We start from the raw sequence: 20409 nt of genomic DNA, 5'->3' as shown, positions 1-20409 counted from the left end.
CCCTCCCTTTCCTCTATTTCAGATTAAATTCCTTGCGTTTCAAATCAATTTCATCATCAATGTACAAGACATAGTCCGATAAGGCTTCACGCGGATTTTCATTAGCATTGACCACCTTGCGGAAGGCGTTGTCCAGATGTCGTCCCGTGAAATAACCTCCAGGAAGCTGCGGGATTCCCTGTACCCATTCCCATTGTTTCTCGAGATTTTGATAATCCTTCACAGGCCAAGGCAATTGCTTCAAGGCTTCGATATTGGCCGTCGGGTAACGGGCAGCCGCTCCCATAAGACCTTCCATTTCTCTCCCGTATTCAATCTGGGTCTGATCATCAGTCCACCACTTCATGAACTTCCACGCCGCTTCCTTGTTGTCGGCATTTTCGAGCATCATCACCGCGCTCGTAGCGCTGGCCACTTCATGCCGTATGGACCCATCCGGAAGCTGTGTACCCGGAACAATCGTAAAGTCCCAGAGATTGCGGATTTCCGGAGCCATAACCGTCAGCATGTTATACGTGGTGTAATCAGCAATTCCGATCGGCATTTCCCCGGTACGGAAGCGGTTCGGAAAATCGGCTTTGAGCGGAAACTTGTAATTGGTATAAAATTGCGTCCAGCGTTTGAACGCGTCCATTGAAATCTCCGAATCCAGTGCACTTTTCTTCTGGTCTTCGGTGTAGAACGTTCCGTCATTCTGATATAACAACATCGCAAAGGTTGAATTCGGAACCAGGTTGGCATTGTTCAGCGTATCCTCAATCGGCAGATAAAACTCCATGTTATGCTTCTGCAGCACGGCGATGGCGTTATATACGTCCTGCCACGTTTTTGGCGGTTCGAGGCCCAGTTCATTCAGAATATCTTTGCGGTAAAAGAGCATTGGAAAATACTGCTGCTCCGGAAGGGCATATACCCCGTCGTTGTAGCGGTATGGCGTCAATCCGCTTTCACGGAACCTGCCCGAAATTTCCTCGAAATCAGGGAACTGGCTCAGATCCGCCGTTGCATTCCTCATCGCATAGTTCACCGGAATGTCTTCGCCCATCTGCATGGCTACATCTGGGCCTTCCCCCGAGAGTGTTGCGGGCAGCAAAATATTAGGCGGAACGAGACGTAACTGCACGGACACATCCGTATCCGGGGTAAACGAATCGTCGATCATGCCTTTCAGTACTTGGGCCTGATCTCGTCCGGTCGTGATCCATACAGTAATGGCATCCTTCTTTTGTTCCACGTTGCCAATGCTGTCGTAATCTTCGGTATACGAGGCAACATATGCGCCCAGTTCGTGCTTCACCTGCTGGACGGTGCTCGCTTCCGCTTTTGGCAGCGATTCACCCGGCGGAGATACGACAAGGTAATCCAACGTAATCGGCTGTTCACGTACCGATAGAATCCATGTGCCGAGACCACCTACGTTAATTTTGAACGTATCCAGCCGTTTGGGAACCGTCTCTGGTCTGGCGGCCATATCTTCAAGCTGCAATACCATGGCGTGCAGTACGGCCACTTTGTCACTTTGCTCACCCGTGGCTTTTTCCAGGTAATCTGCAACGGAGCGCAAGGTGTCAGCTTGTCGTTCAAACACCTCCGTCATCTCCGGAATACGCCGTTCCAGTTGGTAATCCCGCAGTGGGTCCGGACTGTTGGAGGTGATCATTAATATTTTGCGATACATCTCATTCAGTTCCAGCACGCTGGATTCCACGGTCCGAAGCAGCGGAGCGATGTCGCCAAGTGTAACTGTCATTCGGATTCGGTGTTTCCCTTTTTCAAGATGAAACTGATATGGCTGATCCTCTCCCGAACCCAACACCTGAGTTTGCCAAGCCGGGCTGTAGTTAAATCGAATGCGTTTCATTTCCTTAAACGGAACTTCGCCGTTAATCGTCAGACTGCGGGTGGCATAGATGCCACGCAATTGATCCTGCTTTACCTTAAGCGCCAGTTGATACAGTCCGTCTTCAGGCACGTCAATTTCCCATTCAATCCATTCGCCCGGCAGTTTCCAGTTAATTCCCCCGATAGCGTTCATCCGAATTTTCGATACATTATAAGGCTCGAGTGAAGGACTTGATCGGTCCGAGATTGGTGCCAGTGTAGGAGATGATTTGCTAACAGCTTCCTCCCCCTGAACTTTCAACATGACAGGAGCCGATTGTTTCAAGCCAAGTGAGGCATAGGTTTGCTCCAGCTCTGCATAGGAAGGAACTTCGCTTTCTTGATATAACTCGATATAATCGATCGCCATGCTTTCTCTTAATGAAGTGAGCGATAACTTCTGACTGCCTTTTTCAAAATAAAACTGAAACGGTTCCTCAAAGTACCCTGCGCTGTCCTTGAAGGAAGTCAGCTGCCATTCGGGCTGTTCCACTTGTCTGGGTCTAAGCTCGTTGCCACGATCGTCCTGCCGGACGTTGTCCTCGCGATTCCCCCATACCCTGTCAAACAGAAGAATATCGGCCCCTCTGAACGGGACCTTACCGTTAAGCTCAAGCCTGCGTTCGATCCCGGAGCTTTTACCTTCTACGGGATAATAGTGAATGCGAATGTTGTACAAACCGCTCACTTGAACGGGAACATCCCAGCGAATGGTTCCAGTTTCCGGCGTAATTACGGCATTTCCGTCTAATCCGGCGTACCCTTGCACAACCTCAAATTCCCCATCCTCTGCCTGAACATAAGATTCGCCTTCGATGCGTACAATTTCATCCGGTTTGGCCGTATTGTCATGAGCAGTCAGATAATGCTCATAACTGAATGAATCCTCGGTTCCCGATACCGCCTCAAAGTCCTCAAGCGCATGTACCGTTCCCGGATTACGATCCCGCGATGGATATAGTGTCCATATGGAGAGCACCAAGGCCAGGACAAGCACCAGGATTAGTCCCTTTTTCTTACGTGACCGCATGTTTGAATGTATCCCCTTTCCTGTAAGCGTTGAGAGAACTGGACGATTGACTAACCCGGACAGACCGCACCTTCACTGGTGCGTTCTGCCCGTGTAACGTGATACTTATTTGTAAACCTCATCAATCGCAGCCTGGAAAGGAGCCTTGTATTTCTCGATCAGCGTAGATACGGATACCCCTTCTTTGAGTTCCCCATCAAAATCCCAGAACGGCAAGGACGGGAATGTGTTATGGTCGAGAACCAACATACCTTCCGCAACCTCTCTGGCGTTGTTGATATCTGCTTCATCGGTCAGATGTGTCTCCAGCGTGGATTGTCCTGGATACTCATAGATCGATTCGATCTCATTAATTTTCTCCCAGATGTACATCAGTTGTTCCGGATTCTCTACCGCTTTTGGAATCGTTATCGCTTGGTAACGTGACTCACCGGAGTGATACGCTGTTGCACTTGGACCTTTTGGAAACGGTACAAAACCAATATCGTAATCCTGCATATCCGTCATAATACCTTCGACTTCGTACATGGCACCTGAATACATCAAGGTGTTGCCTTGACGGAAGAACGTGGATGGCTCTGTCCAATCGCCGCCCTCAGAAGCTCTGCCGACCTTCTCTGTAGCCAGTTTGGACAGGAAGTTCAACGCTTCTTTTGTTTTTGGATCTTCCAGGTTCTGCTTATCCTCTTTGGTCAGAGAAGCCTCGTTGGAATACAGAATTGGTTCCAGCAAGCCCGTTTGAGCGAGTCCCCAAGTGTCTAGCTTGCCATCATTGTTTCGATCCTTGTTCGCTTGCTTGGCAACACTGATGAACGTATCCCAGTTCCATTCATCGGCATCCACATACTCCTGAAGTGGCTTCAAGCCGAGCTCTTGCATGAGTGTGCGATTATAGAAAATTCCGTTGATAAACGAGGACTGGTCCTCGGTAAATCCGTAACCTTTGCCTTCATACTGCATGTATTCTTTGGTTGTTTTCTGATTAAATACCTTGTCGTTTTTAATATAATCATCCACCGGCCATAACAGATCCTGTTTGGTCAATGCCGGAATGGCATAGTTTTTGCCCAGTCTCACCAGATCGCCAAGCGGTTCACCGGCCATCAGGGAAGCAACTACTTTTTCCTGATATTCACCGAAATCGATGGAAACATATTCAATATTAAAGTTGTGTTTTTTCTTCAGCGCTTCGAGATTCTCAAGGCGTTGAATGTTGTCCGGGTTGTTCCCCTGTATTTCCATGTCCCACCAAGCTACAACCTTGATCGTTCTGCCACCCATGTCAAAGTCCATTTCTGGCGTGGAGTTTTCATTCTTTGGCTCGGTTTCCGCGGGTTTTTGTTCCTCCTGTGGTGTTGTCTTTTCCGGCTCGGGTTGAGCGGTAGGTGCAGAACTGCATGCAGCAATCACCAACAAGACCGCAAATACCAGGCTCAGTAGCATGAACTTGTGTTTTCTCATCGTCTTCCCCCCTGATTGTCGTTTGCTATCACAGTGTATCGTTCAAATGAAAGCGCAAACAACCTGCCGAAATACAGATGTTTACCCGGGCTGAATATAGATTTGCGTAATTTTGCACGAGCAAAGTGCATTATAGGTTTTAATTGGTAAAGAAATGCACTGTCTACAAAAATATGCACATTGTATGCGCTTTCTTTTATTACCATAATGAAATTAAGTCAAATTTCAGTTAATCTAGCGCATTACAATTCAGCAGAAGGTGAGGTATTGCTTCATGTATGATATTTTACTTGTGGATTTCAGCCGTCGTTTGTGCGGAGAGTTGCAACAGATGTTGCTACGGAGCAAAGCTCAATATACTATCGCAAATTGTGTGTTCTCATCGGCCGAGGCTTTGACCGCATTGTCAGAACGAGACTTTTCCCTTGTTATGGTACATACAGAGAGGTTTGATACCGCGGGGCTCTGGTTATGCAACGACATTCGAAAAAAAAGTCAGATACCTATCCTCCTGATGGGTGGAAGAGATCACTTCAGGTTCGTACGCAAAGCCCTGACGTATCAGGTAAATGATTATCTCCCGTATCCTGTTAGTCCTTCTTCTTTACTTAACAGTCTGCATGGACTTAGATCCCACCTTGAAACCGACCCGGCACACAAAACGTCGTCGTTCTTCAAAACACCCGTTCAAATGAACGGTAAACCCATGCACTCCAGTCATGTTATTCGTATCGTCAAGGCCTATGTACGGGATCATCTGAGTGATGAAATCACGCTGAAGAAGATCTCTGACATGCTTCATTTTAACTGTGCGTACCTTGGACAGAAGTTCAAGCTGGAAGAGAAGATGTCTTTCAATGATTATATGCTCCAGCAACGTATGGAAAAGGCCCAGCAGTTGTTGTCTTCCACGAATCTGCGCATATATGAGATTGCTATTGAGGTAGGTTATAAGGATATAGATTGGTTCTATAAAAAGTTCAAAGCGTATGCCGGATCGAGTCCCAATGCTTATAGAAGACAAAAAATCCACACGGCCTAAAGGTGGATTGCCCAATCGGTTTGTTTATCAGTTAGATAATAACCACAAAAAAACGCAGGAAGAAGAATACATTCTGCGTTTTTTTGTGGTTATTTGGGTTTGGTCAAATCCAGAGTATTCACCGTTAACGTACCAAAAGGGATTCCCGGTATTCTTGGGGAGTCATTCCCGTTATTTTCTTAAAAAGTCGGGTAAATGAATGGGCAGCCTCGTACCCCACTTGAAGTGCGACCTCACGTACCATAAGATTTGTGTTTTGAAGCAATTCTTTGGCTTTCCGTATTCGGCAGTCGTCAATGAACTCTGACACGTTTATTCCCATTTCCTGCTTAAAGAATCGCGACAGATAGGATGGATTAAAATGATGGAGTTCTGCCAGTCTCACCAGAGAGAGATCTTTCTCCAGGTTCTCCTTGACGTAACTGCATAAGGAATGAATGACAACGTTAGCGCGTTCCTGTTCATTTGATCTTTTGTAGCGGACTAATTCATCGGCAGCACGATATAGAAATTGTACTGCATCCTTCATGCATGTATACTCCCCTAAGTGCAGCAAGCTTCGTTGATCCGGGATCTTCTGTTGAAGACCCCAACGATTGATCGTTGAATGCAATAATAAGGCCAGATTGTAGTATGTCTCCATGGCACGTTCCATCGTAATATCCTGTTGCAGCAGTTCGCCTGCAAGCTCCTCAAATATATCGTAAAATGGCTGAATTCGTCCCGTTTCCAAATATCCTGACATAATCTCGATCCGGTTTGAGATCCGCATGGATTCTTTGGGTACATCAGATGAGAGATCATTACGATGATCCGTGAGTACCATGGATACACCATCCCCAATTTTCATCCACTGGAGTAATCTCAGACGTTCATATTGTTTGGTTAACTCGGACCAATCGCAGCTGCGACTACTTAATGAAAAAGCAATGGATACGCCGAGTGATACCATGCATGCTTCCTGTACCAGTTCCAGTGTACCTTCTAGAAATCGCACAAGTTTATCATTTGTCATCTCTTCCTCCTGCTTCGGCTGAAGCAGCCAGATCGTATCCCCATAATGGTCCGTTACACTTGCGCACACTGTACGCTCATTCATCAGAGAAGAGCCGATAATGCGCACAGATTCTTGAACTTGTGTGAGGTCCGAACCTTTTTCTGGCAGATTATTGAACCGACCCAGTATTAGATAAACAGGCGAGTTGATCTGTAATCTTATATCTCGTTTGGATAATTCGTCCTGCATATGCATAGTAGAATCTATAACCGCTGTACAGTCTTGAAGTAACTTCCGTAAATACTCTTTTTGCTGTATCAGTGCAAGCTGCGAATTAACTTTATGAGAATGTTCCAACAACTCAACCATGCTGTGACTTTGCCGGATCTCTTCCATCACATCTTCTACAACAGACATCACCTTGTCATAACCTTCCGTTTTGAGCAAATAACGCACATTAGCCATCTGAAAAGCTTGATATGCATAATCAAAATCGCTATGTCCTGTCAGAAAAATGACGCGACAATTCGGCCAACTGGCTTGAATCCGCTCTGTCAGTTCCAACCCACTCATACCCGGCATACGGATGTCCGTTAGAACAATGTCAATTCTCGAACGTTGCATCCAGGACAATGCTTCTGTTGCAGAGTAGGCCTTACATACATCAAGCTGTTCGGGTATATGTCTGGCGAACGTTTCATAGAGACTATCCGTAATAATCTCCTCGTCATCTACAATCAAAAGTCGATACATTCGTTTTCCCCCTCTTTCCACTGGATTCGAATTGTGACTTTTAACCCTTGCAGTTCACTTCTGGATAGAAAAAGCCCACTTCCTTCTCCATACGTCAGGACCAGACGTCGATGAATATTTATTAACGCGGTCATTTCGTCTGTACCTCCGTCCTTATGCAAGCGTTGTTGAAGAGTTTGAATGTGTTGCTCTTCCAGCTCATTTCCATTATCCTCTACGGTGATCTCGGCATATGCACCTTCCATATTAAACCCAATAATTAGAAGACCGGAGTCCGTATTCTTTTCAAGGCTGTGTTCGTAGGCATTCTCAATAATAGGTTGAATAATGAGTCTGGGAACTTTAATATGTTCCATCTCAGTAGGTAGTGACCCAAAATCAACTTTGATTCGTCTGGAGAATCGTAATTGTTGAATCTCTGTATAGATTCGTGAATGCTCAACTTCCACTTTCAACTTCACATGATCTGTTTCATTCCGGGTAATGAACCTGAAATACTCACCAAGCATGTTCGTAAATTGCTCTATACGTTCGGTTTCTCCTGTCCTTGCCAGTGAATTCAGAATAAAGAAGCTATTGTACAGAAAATGAGGATTAATCTGCGATTGAAGCTGTTTCAACTCGGCCCGCTGCATCATCAATGTTTTCTTAAAATCTCGATCGATAAGGGATTGAAGATTTTCAATCATTAGATTGAAACGGGTATAGAGGAAGCCGAATTCATCCTTTCGGTTATGCGCAATGGGGACATCAAGCATGCCTCCCTCCATTTTTTTGAATCTTTTCACCAACAACAGCAACGGGATATGAATCAACTTGTAACTTGAATAGAGATATGCCGTGATGGCAACAAATGATGTAATTGCAAACAGCCAAGCCCAATGATAGAACTTGCTAAGTGGCTTGGTAACAATTGCCTCGGGTAGATATGTAGCTACGGATAAGCCCAGGGAGTCCATATGCAACTGACTAACATGGTACATGGTGTCACCCACCTTCATCCGAAAGCCATCAAGTGTACCCTTTACACTGTGCTCACGGTAATTCGCGAGAATAACACTAGCTTGATGTTTATCTGTGATGGCATGCCCCGTTTTGTCCTCAATCAGAAAAGTTGAACTCTCCGGGTACAAATTAAGCCGTGTGAGTTCATTCTGAAAATGGTATGTATCCAGCTCCACCTGAATGACAAAAAGCGGGGGTTCTCCTCTCGTACCTGTCAGCCTGACGGCACTTAAGTTCAAGGCGTCCTCTTTCACCGTGAAACGTGTACCTTTTCCTTGCATGCCTGAACTGAAATATAGATATGAACTTTTATCGAAATCATCGATGCCTTGGATCGCGGATATACTCTTGCCAACAGAAGGGATATGTACATGAACGTTTTTGATATAAGCAGTGCTATTCTTGAATGAAGCGAGTCGTTCAGTCAGGTAATTTAATGTATCACGCCGCTCAACCTGATCCATCATGTCCCAGAGAATCGCCAGACGATTGAGTTTTCGATCCTCAACGATATCAAACTGCTGTAATTCCATCCATTCTATCTCTCTGTTCAATTCCACCACATATTGGTTCAACCGTCTTTCCGTTGACAACGATATCTCCTGGCTTGCATTGTCATAACTCCAATGATACAGATACACGCCAAGAAGAATAAGGGGAAGCACAAATACCAGATAGGTGATTATTAATCGCGCAAATATACTGTTAAACCATGATTTAGCAGGGATCTTGATCAATGCATTCACCTCCAATGCCAAAGGCTGAGTGGGTTCCTTGTATGAATAAAGTGAACATTAGTGCTCCTTTGGCTTGCTGGTGCGAAACCACGCGTTAACCTCCGATGTGATCTGATCTCCCCCCAGCTTGCGCCAGTTCTCAACGAATTGATCAAACTCATCTATCGACCTGCCTAGAATAATGTTCATATAGGCTTCAAGCTGAAGATCCCGAAGAATAATTTGTCGATCAACCATTGTGTCCGTAATTCCACCCGTGAATTGATCATAGAGAAGTTGGCCGTTCTTCTCGTAAGAATCTGCAATGCTAAAAGCACCCGAAGGCCCATAGGTTTGTTTCCAGCCCCAGCCGCTCTCTACATCTTCCAATTCATAGGCCACAATGCGTTTGTGAATGGCGAGAGCTTCATTCTGCAGAGCCGAGAAGTCTCCTGTACTTCTGGCATCCCGAATTTGTTTGTATGCATCTATATTTTTATTACCGGGAAAAGGAGTTACCGGTGAAAGCATCCACACAGCACGGGAGTCGTCATTATAGTATGTTTCATACTGTGCCTGATCCCCCCAGTTGATGTCCAGATGCAGATTCATGAGCTTTACAACAACTTCCGGATTAGAGAATCCCTTTTTTACAGCAAAGTATTGCCCAGTGTTGGAACGTAGCGGTACGAACAGGCTCCGGTCCGACTTGGCAACAATCGGATATGCCTGCCATTCTACATCTATATCTGTATCTGTATCACGGGTGCTCTGAAGCATAAAGGATGTCCACTGTTCGCCGTAAAGCATCCCTATTTTTCCATCTTGAACTAGACGAAACGCCTTGTTTCCACTTTTATAAGCGAAATCCGGATCAAGTTGGCCTTCACGATACAACGTTTGCAGTACTTTCAGAGCCTCCCGAACTTCAGGCTGTATACCTCCATAAGTGAGGTTTCCTTCTGCATCTTTAACCCATATATTAGGGTAGGCACCGTAGCCGGACATGAACCCTGCAGCTCCCATAACTGGATCCCATAGATGGTTCGTTAGCGCAAGTCCGTACGTATCATGCTCTCCGTTCCCGTCGGGGTCCCCCTCTGTAAACGCTTTCGAAACCTGAAGAAGCTCTTCCAGCGTTTCAGGCGGCCGTAGCCCCAGTTGCTCCAACCAGTCGGTTCTAATCCACAGGTACTGCGCTGTCTCAATGGAGGAAGATGATTCGGGAATAGCCATGAGTTTGCCATCAATGGTTGCCGCATCAAATGCGCCTCTTCCCTCCGCCTCCAATATACTCTTTGTAAGTGGGGAAGCATACTCTTGGTACACATGGGTTAAATCTTCGATCATTCCAGCGTTGCTCAGTTGTCTAAGTTGATATGGATTAACTTTCACTACATCTGGAAAACGTCCTGCAGCAAGGGATACACCCAACTTCTGATTGTATACATCCCCATTAGCAGTCCAGTCATAGTGAATTTGAATACCTAGCTCTTTTTCGTACAAACGAGTCCAGCGATTATCCAGTATCGTCTCACCAGGTAACTGACTAATCATGCGCTCAAGGTCATCTCCAGTTTCCCTGACAAAAGAGACCACGATGGGAGGAGAATACCTCTCAAACGTAGCGGGAAGTTGAATCTGCTGCCCATCTTGCTGCGGATGATGTTGTTTGGTATTACCTTCGGTATGACCTGCTGGTATGGATACAGCAAGGAACAGAATGAAGGTCCATCTTGTTATGTCCAGACATCTCTTATACATGACGACATGCCCCCAGTTCGGTTTGAACAACTCTCTTCTCTCTGTCAACTTTAATCCATATCATTGTACAACAACTTGTACTCATTGAATACGAAAAGCCGCCGTTGGGCGGCTTTTACGTATTTTCATTGTTTCTCATCAGGATTAATTACGCGATATTCGAAATTCGAAAAGTCAGCTGTTCCTCCAGCTATTTCAGTTGAATATACAAACAACCCCGTTCGGCAACCCATAAAATGATCCAGTTTATATATCATTTTGTGGACAATCCCTATATCTCTCCATTCAACCCCATCGAAATAGGCAAAAGAGCACTCATCCAGATTGTTCTCAAAATTTCCGAATGCTTTTAGTTTAACTACTGGATCTGATACCGGGATACGTTCATGTTCAGTGGCTGGCTTCTGGTCGATCAGATTGCCAAATATGGTGGAATCCTCACTATCTCTGGCATGCATGACCAAGTAAAACTTGCTATCCTGCTTCGTGAGAGCGATCATACCGTACGAACCGATCAAAAAGCACAACCCGGCATAATCCCCATCATTCAGACGACTGCCGTCAAGCGTAACTATTACTTCGCAAGCGGGCCCCATTGAACGCTGGGTTAGTGTGTTGACCGCAAACGTCAGATTTGGGCTGATCTGTCCCGTTCGAACACGATACACTCCCGGTTTCTCTGTAACGGACCAAAGTTCATGATTAGGTGTATGATTCCATTGCCAAAAATCACGGAGGCGGATGTTTCCATCTTCTTCGGGTTCATAATTGAAACTGTCGCTACCCACTAACGGGTTATAACGGTGCTCTGGTCTCGTGCTTGGGATATTAATCTGCTTCGGCGCTTTGCTTGCAAAGACCGGTATACCTTGATCAAAGTGTAGCGGAACCAAAACAGGAACCCGGCCAACAGCCCCATGATCCTGAAACAGCATTGCATACCAGTCTCCATCCGGCGTATCCACGATACCGCCCTGAGCAACACCTGAATTGAAATAATCCATATCGTCATTAAATACTTCTCCACCAGTGAAGACATCTTCCAGAGAGTCTGCCATATAAAACGCCTGTGTTCTCCGTCCGGAAGCTTTCGTGATATGAATCAGGAACACAATATATTTACCATTGATCTTGTAAAAATGTGCCCCTTCATAACCAAGGTGATGAGGCTGCTCGTCTTTTACAATCAAGCGATGCACTCCACCAGGTTTGGGCCCGGACAGATCAGAGCTTAATTCGGTCAGATAGATCTCGGTATTACCGTATACGAGATAGACTCGTTCATCATCGTCAAAAAATATGGAGCAATCATGATAAAACCCTTCCACGATCTGCTTCTTCCACACTCCCGAGATGGAGGTCGACGTATACAAGTATGTCTTACGGGTATCATTCGCAACAAAGATCACATAGAACATCCCTTGATGATAGCGGAGTGATGCAGCCCACATGCCTTTACTATAAACGTGATGACCATCCATCAGCCGTTGGGCAGGTGTATCGTCCAATGTGTCGTATACATATGTGGCTACTTCCCAATGGATCAGGTCATATGAGCGCAGGATGACACATCCCGGCATCATGTGCATGGTTGTACTGACCATATAATATGTGTCCTCTACACGAATAACGTCAAGATCCGGGTAATCGGCCCAAATAATCGGATTCGGATACATGCTTCATTTACACCTCATTTTTTTCTGTTAAACTTCCATTCTCTCAAAAGGATGATTGAGCTGTCTGTTGAACTTTTAAGCTTAATATACAAGTCTTGCACACCTTTCGCACCCGTAACATTAGTTGTTAGTTCCATCCATTGAAGAGATTCTGTCGCAGGCGGAACAATGATTTCACCAATTAACGGTCCGTCTGCACGTTCAAGTCGAAGTTCCAACGTACCTTCGGTTGCTTGATTCGCAATCGTTGCTGTGAAGGTTGTGAGTCCTTCACTTTCAAAGTCCACCTTCGATATAGCTATCCAGCTGTCATTTTGCAGTTTAGCGGAAATCGTATTCGAATCTGATGCAGACATCTCACCAGAGTCAGGATATTGCTCTGTTGATACTTCGCTACTCCATCCAATCGTCGATCCGCTTACCCGCCCATAGGGATCGAAGCATTTGATTTGATCTACGCCCTGATAATCTGCCTGTACCTTCTTGATCTTACCCGTGGCCTCATCATGCTCGACTCGATTCAGATGTGTTGAACGGTAACCTTCGGGGATATTCATGGCTTGGCATAATGTCTGGGCATGATAGGCAATGTACCACTGATCCGATAGTTGAAATATAGCATGGTGATTGTTGCCGCCAATATCAAAAAAGTGTCCTGGATTCTGGAGTAGCGTACCCTGATATGTCCATGGCCCCATTGGCTGAACACTGGTCATATATGCAATCTCACCAGGTGGTGGGCTGCCCTCTGGCCGATCACCCTCAATAAAATTGGAACAATACGTAAAGTAGTAACTATTATTATATTTATGTATCCCTGAATCTTCAAACATATAAGGCGCCTGAATAACCTTCGCTTTGCCAACAACGCTGATCATATCGTCTCCCAATCGCATAACTCTTGCCGTATCCGGTCTTTCTGCTTTCCCCTGGGGAATACCACCACCAAAATAAATGTAGGCCTGATGATCATCATCTACAATGACAGCCGGATCGAATAGCCAGGTTACTTCCTCCACTCCCGGAGTCTCTCTTGTAATAAGTGCTTTTCCTATAGGGTCTATCCACGGACCTACAGGTGTGGGTGCAGACAGTACACCTATTCCACTGGCATTGTTGGCGAAATAAAGAAAGAAACAGTCCTTGCCATCCAAGATTCGATGAGCAGCTGCCGGGGCCCAGGATTGCGAAGCCCATGTTGCTGCGCCTTGAGGTCCAGCAACTCTGATCTCCCCATGATCGGTCCAGTTGATTAAGTCATCCGAAGAAATGACCGTAATCCGGTTGATTGAACTGTAGCTGTTTTTCTGAGGAAGACCGTCCTTATCATATTCCAGCTTATCACTAGTCATATATAAGTAGACTCGATTGTTAAATACCAAAGCATAGGGATCGGCTCCGAATTTGTGGGCCACCAGAGGGTTACCGTTGGGACGAAGCTTTCCAATCTCCCCTGGAATACGCTCCAGATTGGCAGCTTGATCTTGCTTTTGCTCACCAGCTTGTGGTGTAGAATGATGATTCATCAAAAGAATCCCCCTATAATTGTTTTTAGTTATGCCTTTTTCCGAGAAAGCGTTTGCAATACAAAAGGTATCATGATAGGATGATTACATTTTAAGGTAAGCTGAGTACAATTTCATTGCGTTAACCGCTCTATTTATTGCGTGAAATGACGGGAGGTACTTCATGAGTGGATCCTCTGAGTGTTTTTATGATCCCATCCAGCCTGAGCTCTTATATCTACATAGCGTAACGACGTATAAGCTGGAAACGATCTATCATCGCCATAATGCATACGAGATCTACCTGTTTCTTCGTGGCAACGTTCACTTTTATGTAGATAATCGATGTTACCATGTACAGCCTGGTGATCTGCTTGTGATGTCACCCGAGGAGATGCACCGAGCCTTTATTCTGGATGAATCTGAGTATGAGCGAATTACAATCAATCTCAAAAAAACATATCTGTTTCAGCTTTCCACACCATCAACCAATCTATCGTCATGTTTTGATCATCGCCCCAAAGGAACAGGCAACATCGTACATTTAGACGACTATAACTTGAAGCAGATGCTGCAATGTACGAACGAACTGGAAGGATTGCTTGCTTCCGATGCTTATGGCACCGATATCAAAATAAATGCAGCCGTAGCCCAATTGTTGGTCATGATTAACGTCTGGTTTCATAACAATTCCTTTGTTCCCAATGACATTATGCCTGAACTGGTTCGTGAAACCATGGATTATATTGAAACACATCTAAATCAAGATATTACGCTTCGCAAACTTACCGAAGTGTTCTACATGAACAGTACTTATATCAGCCGCCAGTTCAAAAAGCATACTGGATTGACCATCCGTTCCTACATTTTGGGTCGTCGTATTGAACGGGCCAAATTTCACCTGTCTGAAGGAATGAGTATTACGGATGCATGCTTTCAATCGGGCTTTAGTGACTATGCCAATTTTATTCGCAGTTTCACCAAAATGGTCGGCATCTCCCCTGGTAGATATATCAAACAAAGACGTGATGCAATTGAAGCAATGCCAAGATAATGATGAGCTCATTCAATGTAAACTAAAAAACATCAAACCATCCAACATGGCTCGATGTTTTTTAGTTTTGGATATACTTCGGATCTGCAAACAATTTTATTGTAATTATACGCCAGTTAATTGATCTCTTTACCCGTCCACAATCGAACGCGATCTTTAATCCACTCCGTATACTGCTGTTCCATGGCTACTGCACCTGCATTGTCAAGTTCGGTAATCATATTGTCATATATGCCTTCAAAGGCACTCGGAGAGGAGGTAATCGCTTCGGCGATCCGTTTCTGAATAATATCCTGCGTTTTCTGATACACAACGTTATAATCCCCGCTATCCGAAGGAATCGGCATATTGTATGCAGCGCCCCACTCTTTCACCGGAAACTCCTCTTCGGAAGGGAACAAGTCCTTCCATGTGGTGATGCCATAACCTTTCAAAGCTTCTTTCTCCTCATCGGAATAACTTTGCTGAATCTGTTCAGGATAATTCGTTGTATAGTAGTTATCTGTTGAATCTTTGACACCATCCCCATAGTGAGCACCAAAAATGTAATACAAGCCTACTCCGGTTTCTTTGGTGAATGTGTTATTGTCTTTGTTTTTACGTTCCTGTACATCGGCCGGGATGGTGCGAACACCGTCTTCCACATTATATTGCTCGCCTTCAACGCCCCAGTTTCTCAATACTTGCCCTTCTTCAGAAGACATCCAATCCAAAAATTTGATGGCACGGACAGGATCTTCACAATCTACCGTTATACCAATGCCATAACCATCAAAGCCGATATTCTGGAAGTCTTTCCGCTGAAAACTGTCATCTAGCGTTACCGGATAGAATCCGTAGGTCATATCATCTTTTCCTGCACTTTTCAAAGCATTTTCCGCATCACTGAATCCCCAGCTTGGGTCGAGCAAGGATAACACGCGACCACTGGCGATTTTGGACTTATACTGGTCATCCTTCTGAACAAAACTGTCCTTGTCCAGCAATCCTTCATTGTACATCTTGTTCAACCACCGGAAATATTCCTTCTCCTCGGGACGTTTGTAATGCAGAACAGCTTCGTAGGTATCCGGATTGATGAAATATTCACCATCTCCAGGTCCTCCAGTAGACATGACAGCAGGATCAGTAACCGTGATCATTCGTCGCCATCCATCTGCACTAAGCGTCAGCGGAATTGTGGGTTGGCCATCATCTGTGGTCGGATGTTTCTCGTAATATTCACGTAGCACTTTTTCGAAATCGTTTAAGGTTTTGATCTCAGGATACCCGAGTTCCTTGACTACACGATGTTGAATGGCAGTACCATTCGTCGCATCAAAGCTGACCTGATCAATCGCACCATTCGTTGGAATCCAATAGATTGAAGGGTCGTCATTACTGTATTTCAACCGATTGAAGTGCTCACCGTAGATCTTTTTCAAGTTGGGGGCGTGTTCTTCGATCAGATCCGTCAGATCAATCATTGCCCCGGCATCAACGAGTCTGGTCAAGTTACCTTTGGGGAAAATCAAATCCGGATAATCGCCGCTGGCAGCCATCAGGGAAATGCGGTCGTTTCCGCCTCCGCTTGAAATATCGAATTCTGCATCGATGCTTACACCGGTTTCTTCCGTAATTTTTTTCCCTACAGCATCCTGCATTTTGTTCCAGTTGGGACTTGCATCTGCGCCGAAGAAGGTAAATGTGATTGGGCTGTTGGGGTCACTCGTATTTGATTCGGAATTCTCTGCAGCATTTCCGCAACCGGCGGAAACTAACATAACACTTGTTACGAGACATGCTCCTAGCACTTTTGATACGGCTCTCATTATTTTTTTGCCCCCTAAATGATGTTAGTTGTAATAACCAATCCAGACAATACGATGGTTCGCTTTGAAATAGTATACGCTTACATATTCAACCGTTAGTAAACGACTACAACCCTGCCTACCCTATTCCATGTTTAAAGTATAAGGAAGTCTAATCACCCCAACCTTGATTATTAAGCCATGAAAATAGCATGATATAGACATGTGTCTCAGTAAAAATGTGAAGACCAAAAAAGCGATAGTTGCCCATCGCCTCATAAAGCCAAACTACTTTTCAATAATATAATTCCAACGTAAATCCTTGGATTTCTGCTTCAACTTCCCGCAACAATTCCATGACTTGATCAGCGTACTCTCCAAGAATCTCTTTGCTTTTCTCGAACCCAATCCATTGAAAAGTAATCGGCATGCTTACAGCCCCAGTCAAGACATCCCATAGAGCGTCCAAATTGCCTCCATAGCTCTCGTCTAACTCCAGCTGGTTCTGCAAAATTTGATGAAACTCTTCCTTGCTGTGAAAGTCGTTTCCGTTAATCTGAATGATGCTCATATCATTTCCTCCATTTATTTTAACTGTTCAAATGACTTGTAATGATCTGTCGTCTGGTAGATTAGACCGTCATTGGAGTATAGAATTCGGTCGCTTCCGCGCCGTCCTCCAGAGTAATTTATATCGGCTTCGTACCAGATCCGGCCTTTTTTGTTGGGGAGTAATCCTTCCCGGTTCCTGAACACGTCGCCGCCGATGCTTTTGCCTGGAGCAACTTCTCGCAGGTTACCTTCGCTTGGTTCCCATCCCAGATCTCTGGCCTCTTTCTTGGTAATGTAATTTGGTGGGAGTTCATTGTGTTCCGAGATATAATTGGCAACCTCATCAAATCCCATATCCTCCGAAACTTGAGGTGATCCGAGATCACGCAAAGACTCTGACGTACAACCTGAGAACAATAATGCAGCGAGGATGATCACTAACGTGTAAGCAAATTTTCTGAAAAACATAATCTTTTCTCCTTTTGATGTTCTTGCTCTTGCTGTCTTCCGTTTTGGTGCTATTTCGATGACAATGCTTCTAATGTTAACGATTTGTGGTAATTAAAGCAATTCTGTAAGCCTATTATGGAGTTGAAATTCAATCAATTAAAGCTGTTGCCTTGCTCCATTGAAGCATTATTTTTATTCTACAACAAAAAAAGCCGCTAAAATAGCGACTTTAATCGTACGACGATCATTACCATTCAACACATTCATTTAATAGTTTAATTTAATGTACCCATCCAGTTCTCTAGGGCTACAACAACCTCTTCCAACTGCTTATCTTCCGTAATGGCAGGTTGATTATCTCCTTTTTGCATGCCGTATGAGCCAAATTGGCCGTGATTTCCACCCTCAATACTCACATATGTCGTGTCTTCCGGAAGATTTGCTTTGGAGTTCTCCCAGTCTTCCCAGTTAAGCACTCCGTCATCCGAACCTGTAATCTGTAAGATAGACAAGTCCGTATTCTTCACGCTCCCTCCTTCATCTGCATAAGAAGCCAAGAAAAAGACGCCTTCCAACTTCTCATTGTGCTCCGCAGCATACCGTGATGCAAATGACCCTCCCAACGAATGGCCACCAATTACAAACGCTTCGTCAGGATGTTCCTCGATAAAGGAATCAGCCTTGTTCTGACCGAAAATCGCCAAGTTTATTGGCATGTTCGCGATATATACGCGGTGACCCTGTTCTGCCATTTCTCTGGCAAGTGGAGAATAACTTTCAGGTTCAACCAGACCACCTGGATAAAAAATAATATTCGGTTTGGTTATCTCTGTACCCACGGGTTCAAATCGGTAACCGTCCTTAATCTTGGCGACAATAACCTGAGCATCACTTGTCATCGCCGTTTCAGCTCGCTCAGTCGGACTATACGTAACCGATTTGAGATATACGTAAACGCCGGCCACGATGATAACAATGGACAAGATGGTCCACATAATTATTTTCTTCCATTTGTTAGTACGTTGTGCTGTTTTCAACCTTAAAACCACCTTAGTATGAGGATAATGATATGTCTTTTTTAACTCTCATAATTATACTTACCGGTAAATATAATTACAAGATGATTTTGCTTACTATCGTTATTTGTCATAAAATATTCATGGAGGGAAGTTCAATGACAGAAAAATCACCCAAACGATTGCCTGGAAGACCCAAACATGGCAACGACGATATCTCAATTCAGCAAACCATTATTCAAACTGCTTCACAGTTATTCATGGAGTATGGCTACGAAACAGTCACGCTTCAGCAGATTGGCAAAACATGTAGTGTATCAAAACCAACCATTTATTATCATTTCACCAGCAAACCAGAGCTTTTTAAGGTTGCCTTTACAACGATGTTACACAATGTGAGCCGTTTAACCTCGCATATCCTTGATCAGGCCGAGAATCTGGAGTCGGGGCTTGTGCGATTGGCAGAGGCCAGACTGGGCAATCCACATGCGGAGATTGAAACCATGCTCAGAGAAGCTGAGCCTTTTCTTGAACCAGCTCAAATTCAGGATATACGCAACGCGGAGCATCAGATTCACGAAGTGTTAGCCTCCCATTTCCAACGGGCAATGGATAAAAACAGACTGCGAACGGACGATCCATTTTTCCTGGCAGAGACCTTCTCGACATTGATGTTAATGGGTAATCGGGAAGATAACCTGCATAAATATGGTTCCAACTTTTCGCTAGGCCAGAAGCTAGTAGATATTTTCATTCACGGAGCGCAGTAAAACTGAACTGATTATGTATTAGTGGTTAGTTTACATCTTTAATTGATCAATCGCTTTATGCATTCTGCTCGAGACGAGAAATTCTACCTTATATAAGCATGATAAGCGCAAAGGAAGGTGTAGTTTTGGAAATTCTAACATGGCAAGAGATTCACTTGATACTTCCTCTTCTCATAGAGATCAAGAATAAAGCTGTATTTGTGTATTCCGTACTTGAGCAAAAACAACAAGGAACTGTATACGTAAACAACAAGCACAACATAACTTCAGCCCTGATCACAAGCTGTGGTGGTTTTTACTGTCTACTGGGGACGGCTAGCAATCCAAAATTTAATGATGACGTCATTCGATTTTTAATAAACAAAAAGAATCATATAATAGATTTTTATGCACTGGCACTATTTTCGGAAGATTGGATCGATTTACTTGATAACTATGAATTACCGAACGCAAAGAAAATCAAACGCACATATTTTTCGTTCAATAAGATGAAGTTTACCGAGAGATACCAAGGAGATACTCTCACTTTAGGTAAACACTTTAAACTCGTAGAATTAAATCCATCCATCGCAACGAAGTACATTAAGGATTTTTACTCCTACTATTCAATTGTATGGGACTCTGTACCGCACTTTATTGCTAATGGTATTGCGCATTTTATTACTCGAGATAGTGAAATTGTTAGCGTCTGCTCTTCCCCATATGTAGGTGGTGGTTATGCGGAGATCGATATCATCACACTTGAGGAACATAAGATGCAGGGATTGGCTACAGCTGTCGGCGTTCGGTTCATTGAAGAGTGTATAAACAAAGGATTAGTACCGAACTGGTGCTGTCACGCCGATAACATTGAATCATTACATATGGCAAACAAGCTTTGTTTTGATAAGATCGAGGAGCAACCAATGTATTGGTATAATGCATAAATGTGCAAAATTCAGGGCAAC

General features: G+C 44.4%; 15 protein-coding genes. 4 read left to right on the top strand and 11 right to left on the bottom strand.

Going from position 1 to position 20409, the window contains the following annotated elements:
- Nucleotides 1-13 precede the first annotated feature (13 nt).
- Nucleotides 14-2911: an extracellular solute-binding protein gene (locus tag MHB43_RS15775; RefSeq protein WP_221821089.1), complete on the bottom strand. Its 2898-nt coding sequence runs from the start codon at nt 2909-2911 to the stop codon at nt 14-16.
- A gap of 105 nt (nt 2912-3016) precedes the next feature.
- Nucleotides 3017-4372: an extracellular solute-binding protein gene (locus MHB43_RS15770; RefSeq protein ID WP_076317898.1), complete on the bottom strand. Its 1356-nt coding sequence runs from the start codon at nt 4370-4372 to the stop codon at nt 3017-3019.
- 274 nt (nt 4373-4646) lie between these two features.
- Here MHB43_RS15770 and MHB43_RS15765 point away from each other — a divergent pair, with 274 nt between their 5' ends.
- Nucleotides 4647-5414 (top strand): helix-turn-helix domain-containing protein, encoded by a 768-nt coding sequence (locus MHB43_RS15765; RefSeq protein ID WP_047842955.1) that lies wholly within the window; start codon nt 4647-4649, stop codon nt 5412-5414.
- A 124-nt stretch (nt 5415-5538) separates the two neighbouring features.
- On the opposite strand, the gene MHB43_RS15760 is transcribed toward MHB43_RS15765, so the two are convergent.
- The 5 genes from MHB43_RS15760 to MHB43_RS15740 all read right to left on the bottom strand — a co-directional run bounded on the left by MHB43_RS15760 (nt 5539) and on the right by MHB43_RS15740 (nt 13851).
- Nucleotides 5539-7164, bottom strand: coding sequence for a response regulator (locus MHB43_RS15760; protein ID WP_221821087.1), 1626 nt, complete (start codon nt 7162-7164; stop codon nt 5539-5541).
- Nucleotides 7149-8915: a sensor histidine kinase gene (locus MHB43_RS15755; RefSeq protein ID WP_397376260.1), complete on the bottom strand. Its 1767-nt coding sequence runs from the start codon at nt 8913-8915 to the stop codon at nt 7149-7151. Before MHB43_RS15755 ends, MHB43_RS15760 begins: the two co-directional genes overlap by 16 nt.
- Before the next feature lie 48 nt (nt 8916-8963).
- Complete coding sequence (locus MHB43_RS15750) at nt 8964-10649, bottom strand: extracellular solute-binding protein (protein ID WP_221821085.1); 1686 nt, start codon at nt 10647-10649, stop codon at nt 8964-8966.
- A 125-nt stretch (nt 10650-10774) separates the two neighbouring features.
- Nucleotides 10775-12325: a glycoside hydrolase 43 family protein gene (locus MHB43_RS15745; protein ID WP_221821083.1), complete on the bottom strand. Its 1551-nt coding sequence runs from the start codon at nt 12323-12325 to the stop codon at nt 10775-10777.
- Between the two features lie 14 nt (nt 12326-12339).
- Nucleotides 12340-13851 (bottom strand): glycoside hydrolase family 43 protein, encoded by a 1512-nt coding sequence (locus MHB43_RS15740; RefSeq protein WP_405132315.1) that lies wholly within the window; start codon nt 13849-13851, stop codon nt 12340-12342.
- A gap of 163 nt (nt 13852-14014) precedes the next feature.
- Between MHB43_RS15740 and MHB43_RS15735 the strand changes: the two genes are divergently transcribed.
- Entirely contained in the window at nt 14015-14884 is an 870-nt protein-coding gene (locus MHB43_RS15735) for an AraC family transcriptional regulator (protein ID WP_405132314.1), read from the top strand.
- Between the two features lie 116 nt (nt 14885-15000).
- Here the strand turns inward: MHB43_RS15735 and MHB43_RS15730 are convergent, their stop codons facing one another.
- The 4 genes from MHB43_RS15730 to MHB43_RS15715 all read right to left on the bottom strand — a co-directional run bounded on the left by MHB43_RS15730 (nt 15001) and on the right by MHB43_RS15715 (nt 18713).
- Nucleotides 15001-16695 (bottom strand): ABC transporter substrate-binding protein, encoded by a 1695-nt coding sequence (locus MHB43_RS15730; protein WP_405132313.1) that lies wholly within the window; start codon nt 16693-16695, stop codon nt 15001-15003.
- Nucleotides 16696-16969: 274 nt separating this feature from the next.
- Complete coding sequence (locus tag MHB43_RS15725) at nt 16970-17245, bottom strand: barstar family protein (protein WP_405132312.1); 276 nt, start codon at nt 17243-17245, stop codon at nt 16970-16972.
- 14 nt (nt 17246-17259) lie between these two features.
- Nucleotides 17260-17694, bottom strand: coding sequence for a ribonuclease domain-containing protein (locus MHB43_RS15720; RefSeq protein ID WP_101313754.1), 435 nt, complete (start codon nt 17692-17694; stop codon nt 17260-17262).
- 257 nt (nt 17695-17951) lie between these two features.
- Nucleotides 17952-18713 carry an alpha/beta hydrolase gene (locus MHB43_RS15715; protein WP_405132311.1) on the bottom strand — a complete coding sequence of 254 codons (762 nt, stop codon included), beginning with the start codon at nt 18711-18713 and terminating at the stop codon, nt 17952-17954.
- Nucleotides 18714-18850: 137 nt separating this feature from the next.
- Between MHB43_RS15715 and MHB43_RS15710 the strand changes: the two genes are divergently transcribed.
- A complete protein-coding gene (locus MHB43_RS15710) occupies nt 18851-19462 on the top strand; it encodes a TetR/AcrR family transcriptional regulator (protein ID WP_405132310.1) in 612 nt (203 codons plus the stop codon).
- A 125-nt stretch (nt 19463-19587) separates the two neighbouring features.
- The gene (locus MHB43_RS15705) at nt 19588-20388 is read left to right on the top strand and encodes a GNAT family N-acetyltransferase (protein WP_405132309.1); all 801 of its coding nucleotides are present in this window, start codon (nt 19588-19590) and stop codon (nt 20386-20388) included.
- Nucleotides 20389-20409: the final 21 nt, after the last annotated feature.

The sequence above is a fragment of the Paenibacillus sp. FSL H8-0317 genome, assembly GCF_045040685.1.
GTDB lineage: Bacteria > Bacillota > Bacilli > Paenibacillales > Paenibacillaceae > Paenibacillus.
Note: the sequence above shows the minus strand (reverse complement) of the source record. Positions and strands in the feature narration are given on the sequence as shown.

Coding starts and splice junctions, on each gene's coding strand:
- MHB43_RS15775 (WP_221821089.1), bottom strand. CDS start 2,911: ATGCGGTCACGTAAGAAAAAGGGACTAATCCTGGTGCTTGTCCTGGCC.
- MHB43_RS15770 (WP_076317898.1), bottom strand. CDS start 4,372: ATGAGAAAACACAAGTTCATGCTACTGAGCCTGGTATTTGCGGTCTTG.
- MHB43_RS15765 (WP_047842955.1), top strand. CDS start 4,647: ATGTATGATATTTTACTTGTGGATTTCAGCCGTCGTTTGTGCGGAGAG.
- MHB43_RS15760 (WP_221821087.1), bottom strand. CDS start 7,164: ATGTATCGACTTTTGATTGTAGATGACGAGGAGATTATTACGGATAGT.
- MHB43_RS15750 (WP_221821085.1), bottom strand. CDS start 10,649: ATGTATAAGAGATGTCTGGACATAACAAGATGGACCTTCATTCTGTTC.
- MHB43_RS15745 (WP_221821083.1), bottom strand. CDS start 12,325: ATGTATCCGAATCCGATTATTTGGGCCGATTACCCGGATCTTGACGTT.
- MHB43_RS15740 (WP_405132315.1), bottom strand. CDS start 13,851: ATGAATCATCATTCTACACCACAAGCTGGTGAGCAAAAGCAAGATCAA.
- MHB43_RS15735 (WP_405132314.1), top strand. CDS start 14,015: ATGAGTGGATCCTCTGAGTGTTTTTATGATCCCATCCAGCCTGAGCTC.
- MHB43_RS15730 (WP_405132313.1), bottom strand. CDS start 16,695: ATGAGAGCCGTATCAAAAGTGCTAGGAGCATGTCTCGTAACAAGTGTT.
- MHB43_RS15725 (WP_405132312.1), bottom strand. CDS start 17,245: ATGAGCATCATTCAGATTAACGGAAACGACTTTCACAGCAAGGAAGAG.
- MHB43_RS15720 (WP_101313754.1), bottom strand. CDS start 17,694: ATGTTTTTCAGAAAATTTGCTTACACGTTAGTGATCATCCTCGCTGCA.
- MHB43_RS15710 (WP_405132310.1), top strand. CDS start 18,851: ATGACAGAAAAATCACCCAAACGATTGCCTGGAAGACCCAAACATGGC.